Annotated in this window: 7 protein-coding genes; 2 read left to right on the top strand and 5 right to left on the bottom strand. The window is 63.3% G+C overall.

All coding sequences use genetic code 11. The annotated features are described in order from the left end of the window. On the bottom strand, positions 1-574 hold a 574-nt coding region (locus ABT23_RS06815; RefSeq protein ID WP_296633020.1), incomplete at its 3' end, for a Fic/DOC family N-terminal domain-containing protein. A gap of 679 nt (positions 575-1,253) precedes the next feature. Between ABT23_RS06815 and ABT23_RS06810 the strand changes: the two genes are divergently transcribed. Both ABT23_RS06810 and ABT23_RS06805 read left to right on the top strand, forming a co-directional pair. Further along, positions 1,254-1,916 (top strand): 2OG-Fe(II) oxygenase, encoded by a 663-nt coding sequence (locus ABT23_RS06810; protein ID WP_296633018.1) that lies wholly within the window; start codon positions 1,254-1,256, stop codon positions 1,914-1,916. Positions 1,917-1,978: 62 nt separating this feature from the next. Further along, complete coding sequence (locus ABT23_RS06805; RefSeq protein WP_296633015.1) at positions 1,979-2,914, top strand: mitochondrial fission ELM1 family protein; 936 nt, start codon at positions 1,979-1,981, stop codon at positions 2,912-2,914. Positions 2,915-2,937: 23 nt separating this feature from the next. On the opposite strand, the gene ABT23_RS06800 is transcribed toward ABT23_RS06805, so the two are convergent. From ABT23_RS06800 to ABT23_RS06785, 4 genes are read right to left on the bottom strand one after another with little or no spacing between them, the layout of a single operon-like run. Continuing rightward, the gene (locus ABT23_RS06800) at positions 2,938-3,993 is read right to left on the bottom strand and encodes an endo-1,4-beta-xylanase (protein WP_296633011.1); all 1,056 of its coding nucleotides are present in this window, start codon (positions 3,991-3,993) and stop codon (positions 2,938-2,940) included. 1 nt (position 3,994) lies between these two features. After that, entirely contained in the window at positions 3,995-4,945 is a 951-nt protein-coding gene (locus tag ABT23_RS06795; protein WP_296633008.1) for a polysaccharide deacetylase family protein, read from the bottom strand. Between the two features lie 50 nt (positions 4,946-4,995). Then, positions 4,996-7,317: a tetratricopeptide repeat protein gene (locus ABT23_RS06790; protein WP_296633006.1), complete on the bottom strand. Its 2,322-nt coding sequence runs from the start codon at positions 7,315-7,317 to the stop codon at positions 4,996-4,998. After that, positions 7,314-8,705, bottom strand: coding sequence for a glycosyltransferase family 2 protein (locus tag ABT23_RS06785; protein ID WP_296633003.1), 1,392 nt, complete (start codon positions 8,703-8,705; stop codon positions 7,314-7,316). The genes ABT23_RS06790 and ABT23_RS06785 overlap by 4 nt, the downstream gene beginning before the upstream one ends. Between the last annotated feature and the right edge of the window lie 7 nt (positions 8,706-8,712).

Below are 8,712 nucleotides of genomic sequence, written 5' to 3'. Positions count from 1 at the left end.
TTTCCCAGTCCCCCAGGCAGTCCATCAACACTTCAACCGGCGGTGGGACAAATGCCGCAGTCATCGGTGTGCTCCCGGCTGGCCCAATCCAGTTCTGTGATCGCCGAAATTCGCCTGGGGTCGCTTTTTCTCCCCGAACGCCGTCCATGAGCTCGGCGTGAATTTCCCGGATGAGTCTGAGCGAGAGCGGTAGTGTTTCCAGTCGCTGGACGCCAAACTCCAACGCTCGGACGTAGTTGCGAACTTCCTTGACGTCGTCGCTGGGCGCTCTTGCTTGGCCGTCTTCAATCTCATCGATCAGGAGGTCAGAAAGGCTGGCCTTTGTGCCTTCGATGCGGGACGATAGAACCGCCTCCCGCTTGATGTAGGGCGAAATTAACAGGTGAGGGTTCGGTAACTGGCCGCCAAGGCCTGATAGTTCCGAGAGTGCCGCGTCGGCTTTTGAGAGCGCCAGGGCGAGCGGCATATCGAAGTTGATAGGCGGTGGCAACGGGTTCGGCACAAAAGCCAGGTAGCCCTGAGGGGTATCTACCAGTCGGCCGCTTGTCGTGTCAGCAAAGTCTTTTCGATTCATTGGATTAGAGACGAGAGCCCAGAATATTTTCAAACCATTGTAGGCTTTGAAAGAAATTGGTCAATTTTTTTCAAAGCCATTTGGGGTTTGAAAATTCTTTGTTCCGACAACTTCTACAATTTGTGAGGAGCCAACGTAATGACGCGGTTTTCCGCAGGCTGAGAAAATGCCCTTTGTAGAAGGGCATTTTGCTAGTGACTTGTTTTAACTAGCTTCCCGCCAAGCCTCAAAATCCGCCGGTGGTAACACTGTGGGGGTTCGAGTCCCCCTCCCGGCACCAGTAGAGACGTGGGTTTTCTGAGTCGCCCGCGTTTCCGGGGTTCTGAACCTCGCTTTCCAGACGCGGTCGAGACCCCATCAACTCCTACCGGCGTCACGCATTTCCAACGTCAAAACGACATGGGCGTGCCGGGCCCATATCCAGGCGAACGTCAGTTTCTCGGCAATCAGCCAACATCCGCTTTGGCCAGGAAGCGGGGGCTACGCCTATTCCCCGTCAAGTCGTTCTCACAGGCCGACCCATGGATCGTGGATTGCGCTTGTTTGGGGTGCGGTCGATCGACTCGTAAGCATCATGTAAGTAAACACAGATTAGGCTGGACATTGGCGGGATACCTTGTTTCCAGGGGTGTTCTATAAGAGCAGCGGTGGCTGAATTTGACAAATTGACGAGGATCCGATGAAGGAAAACAGCATGGAAACTGCACAAAGGCCGTTTCTGACTAGTTTGCCGGGAGCGGAGATCCGCGAATTTCCTTACAGGCACTGGCTACTGGACCACTGCCTGCCGGAAGACGTCATCGATGCCATCATCAATCTACCCATCGCGCCCGTCCACATCGGAAATACGAAGGGAAAACGGGATACGCACAATAAGACACGGGTTCTGTTCAGCGAGGCCAATCGCAAGCAGTACAAGGTGATGGACGAATTGGCCCGGGCATTCCAGTTCCAGGAGACGGTGGACGCGCTGAAAGAGGCCACGGGTGCCCTCCTTTCCGACACGTCACTGCGTATCGAGTATTGTCAGGACACGGATGGATTCTGGCTGGAACCGCATACCGATATAGGCGTAAAGCGGTTCACCCTGCTGATCTATCTCAACAGGGAGCCGGAAGGAGCGGATTGGGGGACGGACATCTACGCTGACCCCCACACGCACGTGGGACGTGCCCCGGCGGGCTTCAATTCGGGTTTCATTTTCGTTCCAAGCGACAAGACCTGGCATGGTTTCGAGAAGCGTCCAATCAATGGTGTGCGGAAATCCCTGATCATCAACTACGTCACTCAGGATTGGCGCAGCCGCGAGGAATTGTCCTTCCCTGATGTGGTGGTGCGGTAAGTCCGCAGACAATGAATGGCGCGCGCACCCTCTGCTGGGCGATGACAACCGGGGAAGCGGGTATGGTGAGCCAGGCGAATGGCCTGGCCCAGGCGCTTGGATTGCCTTTTGTGGCGAAAGCTGTCCAGCCTGGAATTCCTTGGCGCTGGCTGCCTGGCCATTGGGCGGCCCGGCTGGGTGTGTTGTCGAACCTGAAACCGGAGGACGGCATCTCGCCTCCATGGCCGGATATCCTCATCACCTGCGGACGGCGTTCCGTTGCCGTCGCCCTTGCGATCAAGCGGGCGAGCGGTGGTCGAACTTTCACGGTACACATCCAAGACCCACGCGTGCCGCCCGGCTATTTCGACATGGTCGTACCGCCGGAACATGACGGAGTCGTCGGCGAGAACGTCTTCCCGACATCAGGTGCGTTACACAGGCTGACGAGGGAAGGGCTGTCTCAAGCCGCGGAGCATTTTCGTGACCGTTTCTCATCGGTCAGAAGGCCCCTCGTGGCGGTGCTCATCGGGGGGCAATCCAAGGCCTACGACCTCACCGCCAGTCGCATGGAGAAACTGGCTGGGCAACTGCTGGAACTCACCACGCGCCACGGCGCAGGTCTTGTGGTGACAACTTCGCGACGCACCGGAAAAGAGAACGAAGCCATCTTGCGGCGTATTCTCGCCGATACCGATGCCCAGATCTGGGACGGGACCGGGGAGAACCCTTACGTTGGCATGCTAGGCAGTGCGGACTACATCGTCGTCACCGAAGATTCCGCCTCCATGGTTTCCGAGGCTTGCTTCACAGGCAAGCCGGTTTATGTGGCCAGGATGGAAGGGGGCTCCAAGCGCTTCGATGCGATGCATCGACAATTCCTGGCATCCGGCTATACGCGAATGTTTGAAGGGAATCTGGAGCATTGGGATTCCCAGCCTCTCGACGAAACCCGACGCATTGCAGCGATCGTACGAGAACGCACGGCCAGTCACGACTGCAAGGGTTCGAATCGATAATTGTCCAGGGACCGCCCGTATGGCTAAGATCTGCCGGCCTCGCCTCGTCCCACGCGGCGCAGCAGGTGCCGAATGCTATAGTACGCCGGCTTGGCACGACCCTCTGCATCGAACAGCAACGCCGCACCGCGACCGGGAAAGAATTCCGGTATCCACGAATAACGATCGGTCGCCCCCCAGGTGGAGAAGCTGCGGCACTGCGGCACCGCCAGGCAGGCCTGCAGCATGGCGCCATACAGCACAGCCTGTTTCCTGAGCGTCACCCGGCTTGCCGGCAGCTGGAGCATCACGTCCATTTCAGTGATGTCGGTCTGCAGCCCGAGCGCGGCCAAGCGCTTCATGTTGAGGCGCACGTCCTCGGAGCGTGGCGCGTCGTTCAGGCTCACGTGCATTTGCAGGCCCACGGCGTCGATCGGGACGTGGCGCATGCGCAGGTCGGCCACCAGTGTGTAGATGCCGTCCGACTTGGCGCCGGCGCCTTCGCCGCCGTAGTCGTTGTAGCGCAGGCGCGCCTGCGGGTCGGCCGCGTGCGCCCAGCGGAATGCCAGGGCCAAATAGTCCGGGCCGATGCCACGCGACCAGAAGGTCTCGCGCGGCGTGCCGTCTTCGCCGACCGCTTCGGCCGCTACGTCCCATGAGGCCACGCGTCCGCGATAGCGGGCGACGACGGTCTGGATGTGCTCGCGCAGGATGGCCTTCAGTTCGTCGGAGCTGAAATGGCCCTGCGTCAGCCAGTCCGGCAGTTGCTGGTCCCACACCAGCACATGGCCGTTCACCTGCATGGCGTGCGCTTCGGCGAATGCGACGAGGGCATCCGCCTGTGTGAAGTCGAAGCGGCCGCGTTCGGGCTGGATGACGGAGAATTTCATCGCGTTCTCCGGCGTGACGAGGTCGAACTCGCGCGCCAGTAGTTTGGAATAGGCGGCGTCCGTGCCCAGGGCCTCGACGTTCACGGCGGTGCCGAAGCGGATCCCGGCCGTGTGCGCCAGGTTGCGCATGCCGTCGGCGGCAAGGGCGAAGGTGGCCGTGGTGCATGCGACGGCGGCCGTGATCGCCATGAGGGTGATACGCCAGGGCATGTCAGTAGCCGCGCAACGCGGCGGCCCCGGCCCACTGGGTGACGAAGCCCGGGACGGGTGGCGGCAAGGGCGGCCGCAGGCCGGCCTGGCGGGCCCAGCCCTCGAGCCAGGATTCGCCTTGTGCGCCGTTGGTCCCCAGGGGGGAGATGTAGGCGGGATCCTTGAGCGCGTCGTCCAGCGTGACGAAGCGGTAGCCCCGTTGCCTGAGCATGGCGGCGAGCGCGTCGAAGTGATCTGCGTTGAGCGAATTGGCGTGCAGCACCAGCACGTGGGCGATGGGGCGGCCGAACAGGTCGAGCGCCAGCTGCTCGGCCTGCGCGAACACCGCCTGCATGTAGGTCACGTAGGCGTCGCCGATGCGGCGTGCCGCGGCCTCGTCGCCTTGTGCCTGCGCCCGGGCATAGGCGGCGGCGAACACCCATTCCGGGCTGTTCACGGTCACGGGAGCCACGATATAGCCGTGCGTCGTCAGGAAATCCCGGAAGGCCGCGCGTACTTCGGGGGTCGTCCCCTGATGCAGGAACGGATGGCGGAACCAGCGCAGGGTCTTGCCTTCGCGCTGCATGAGGGGTCGGGTCACGGTTTCGCCCTGCAGTAGATCGGCCTCGAACGCGGCGAGCGGGATGCGGTTGAGCGAGGGATGTGAATAGGTATGGTTGCCGAGCTCGAAGCCGGCCTGCAGCCACGTGCGCAGCAGGCCGATCCGAACCGCATCCGGGGTGCCGTCGCGGGTCAGCTTCGACTCGTTGACGAAACCGACGACGGGTACGTGCTCGGCCTGCAGGCTGTGCAGCAGGCGGGTGGTCATGTCCTTGAGATAGCCGTCGTCCTCCGTCGGTACCGCGGCAAAGGGCAGGTCGTCGAAGGTGACCGCTACGGTGCGGCCCGGCAGCGGCGCGGCCGACGCGGCGAAGGGGAGCAGGCAGAGAAGGGCAAGCAGCCAGCGTGTCATGTTGCCCAAGAGCGACGCATGCCGGAGAGGGTCGCCTGGCTGGACGCGACTTAGAAACGGCGTGTCAGGCTGAGTTCGAACGTGCGCGAGCGGTAGCCCGCCGTGGGGCCGCCGCCATAGCTGGAAAAGCCGGCCTTCACGTCGAGGAACCAGTCCCGGTACAGGCCGAAGAAGCCTTCCGCCACGATGTCGCCGCCGCTGCGGAAGCCGGATTGGGTGTTGTCCTTGTAGGGGCCGTAGCTGAAGGCCACGCTCACACCGTCGTCGTCGCTGATCTTCCAGTAGGTGAAGGCGGTCAGTGCGTAGCGTTGATAGAGGGAGGGGGCGTAGTAGCCATTGCCCGGGTCCTGGTCGAAACCGAACCAGCGGCCGCTCACGCCGAGGTCCAGGTTCAGGCGCTGCGTGCGCAGGATGGCGCGGCGCGGCGCAAGCTCGGCCTCCCAGCGGTCGTTGCCGTCGGAGAAGGTGTCGTAGGCGAGGCGGCTGGCGACGGTGTAGCGCAGGTCGGGGGTCCAGGTCGCGTCGAGGGTATTGGCGCGGCGTTCGATGCCGAGTGCCGCGGCACGGGGCGACACGGCAAACAAGTCCTGGCGGCGCGACAGCCGCAGGGCCAGCTCGTCCTTCGGCTGCAGGTCGGCGCCGAGCTCGTAGAGGAAGCGGCTGTCGCCCGTGGCCGTGCCGCCGCCGATCTGCGCGTCGAGCGACAGCCTGGGCGACATGCGGTGCTGGACGCCCAGCCAGGCGCGGTTGTAGCCGACGGTGGTACCGCCGTCCGGCCTGGCGTAGGGGCTGCCGGCTTTCGTATTGATCGATTGGCGGTCGGTTCCGCCGAACAGGCGGGTTTCGGGGTTGATGACGTATTCGCCCGCCAGTCCGGCATGGCGGAGCGTGATGTTGTCGGAGGCCGACTCGTAGCCCAGATTGAGGGTGGCGTTGGATCGCAGCGGCGTGTAGATGAAGCGGGTCAGGTCGGCGGTTTCCTTGCTGTCCAGGCGCAGACGCGCGACATCGGCAAGGCTCGCCAGCGCTTCGCGCGGGCGATGGGCGTAATGCAGGGCGATGGTGTGGGTGTAGCCCAGTTCGTAGTCGTCACGCAGTTCCGGCTCGAGCGCCGTGATGAGGTCGAGGGCGGGCGTCGGCCGTTCCGCCCAGGCCAGCACGCGTGCCTTCTGCTTGCGGTAGGCGAGGTTGTCGCCGAAGCGTGTTTTGTAGGCTTCCAGCAGTTCCATCGCACGCGCGTAGTCGCCCAGTTCGGTGACGACGACGATGTATTCCATCGACGCGGTGGCCACGCCGGGTTGCCTGGCCAGGTAGTCGCGATAGGCGCGTGCCGAGTCGTCCAGCTGGCTGCGCCAGTAATGCACACGGGCGATGCCCAGGCGTGCGCCGGGATCGTCCGGCGCGATCGCGAGGATGCGCCGGTAGCTGTCCAGCGCCGTGGCGTAGTCGCTACGCCAGGCGGCGATGTCGGCGCGGCTGCGCAGGTACTCGAGGTTCGTCGGGTCGAGCGCCACCGCGTGTTCGATGGCGTCCGCTGCGTCGCCGGCTTCCTTGTCGGTGGAATAGCTCTGCGCCAGGCGGTAGAACAGGGCATGATCCTGCGGAGCGAGGCGGGCCGCTTCCTTGAGTGCGGCCGACGCGGCCGCGGGATGGTTGCCCAACGCATAGAGATCGGCCATGCGCAGCCAGTATTCCTTGCTCGTGCCGAAGCGCTGGCGGTAGAGCGCGTCGTATTCCTGGACGGCCTGGGTGTCGCCGCGCTCGGCTTCCAGTTCCATGTACTCCAGCATCACGTCCTTGTCCTGCGGACGCTGCGTCAGGTAGGTGCGGTAGCGCGGCACGGCGGCGTCCTTCTTGCCGCTGCGGGCGCTGGCACGGGCGAGACCGAGCAGGGCATCGGCATCCTGGGGCGTCGCGGCAAGGATGCGTTCGAAGCTGTCGGTCGCCACGGCGTAATAGCCGTTCCACAGGGCGATTTCGCCGCGCGCGCGCAAGTAGGTCGGATTGCCCGGGTCGAGTTCGACGGCTTGCGCGATGGCGGCCAGCGCGCTCGGACCTTTCTGGATGACGGCATAGGCCTGCGAAAGCTTGTAGTGCAGGCGGGCATCCATGGGCGCGTAGTGCGTTGCCTCACGCAGGGCTTCGGCGGCCCCGGCGGGATCGTTGAGCTGGGTGGCGCGAATGTCGGCGATGCGTTCCCACAAATTCGCCTGCGCGGGGTTGGCTGCCAGGGCTTGCTGATAGATGCCCACTGCGTCGTCCCATTGACCCTGCATCTCGGCACGCAGGCCGGCGTCGGGGACGGGCTGCGCAGCTGCCGGCAGCGATGCCGCCGCGAGACAGGCCAGAGCGAGGATCGGAAGCAATTTCATTTGCGCCACCGCCGGTTACGGAAGATCCACAGGTCGGCGGCGAAGCGGCCGATCGTGACGAGATCGAACAGTAGCACGGCATAACGCAGCGGCATCACCAGCAGGCTCTTGAAGAAATATTCCAGCCGGTGTCCCTTGGCCACCGTGACCAGGATGCTGGTGCCGACGGCGGTTTCCGCAATGAGCGTGATCGCCAGCGGCTCCCACAGTTGCAGCAGGATCATGATCAGTAGCGCGGTCGGAAAGGCCACTTTCTCGAACGCCGACATGAACAGCACCCAGCCGATCGGACGGCCGTATTTGCGCGTGTAGTCGGCGCCAAAGGGCTGGCGGTACTGTTCGAAATGCACGCGTTTGTCGGCGTGGTTTCCTGTCACTTTGGCGGCTTCCTTTTTCTTGCGACGGTAGCGCTTGAAGGCCTTGAACGGGCTGCGCATCAGGTCGTCGAAATAGTAGCAGCTCTGCAGGAAGGACGAGGACCACAGATAGATCTGCCCCGGTACCCGGCCGACTTCAGGCTCCTGCGAACGGGCATAGACGTCGGTCACCTGGATGTTGCGGTAGCCGTTGTCGTTCATGGCGAAGCCGATGAAGATGTCTTCCGAATTGGTGAGGTCATCGCCCAGGATCGGCTCGTAGCGGTCGAACACGATGGTCTTCAGCACGCTGCGGCGGTAGGCCACGGCGCATCCCACCGGATTGAGGATGCTGCCGAAGAAGGTTACCTGGCCCAGGTACACGAATTTCTGCAGGAAGTAATACAGCACGTCGCGGTACATGTTGGTGATGCCGCGCTGCAGGTGGTGGAACCAGCCCACCTTGGGATAGATGGTGGCTTCGGGATGGGATTTGAGAAAGGTTTGCAGCGCCTCGGTCTTCAGCATGGCGTGGCGGTCGCGGTCGCGCAGCGGCAACACGGTGCCGCAGGCGCTGGCGATGCCGGCGCCCTTGTAGAGCTCCTCGACCACGCGGTCGATGTAGTTGTCCGACTCCAGCACGGTGTCGCCGTCGAGAATGAACTCGACGTCGGAATCGAATTCGCGCGACTGGCGCTTCAGGGTCGGCGTCTTGCCGATCGAGTGCGCGCGCCGGATCGTGATCAAGTCCATGCCGTTGAGGGCACAGAAGGTCTGGGCATATTCGACCGTGCGATCATGGCTGCCGTCGTCGATCAGGATGATGCGCGTGGGCTTGCGGGTCTGGCGCGCCAGCGCGGCCAGGCACAGGGGAATGTTGCTTTCCTCGTTGAAGGCGGGGATCACGACATCGACGGTGGCCTCGCGCCAATCCTCGGCCGGATTGGGGAGGGTCTTGTCCGGTCCGTGGGCCAGGCCGATGAGGCTCAGCACCGTGTTCGGGCTGAGGATGAAATAAGGTGTCGTGGCCATGGGGCGT

The sequence above is a fragment of the Thiobacillus sp. SCN 63-57 genome (assembly GCF_001725555.1).
Taxonomy (GTDB): domain Bacteria; phylum Pseudomonadota; class Gammaproteobacteria; order Burkholderiales; family Thiobacillaceae; genus Thiobacillus.
This window is presented reverse-complemented; position numbering and strand designations above follow the sequence as displayed.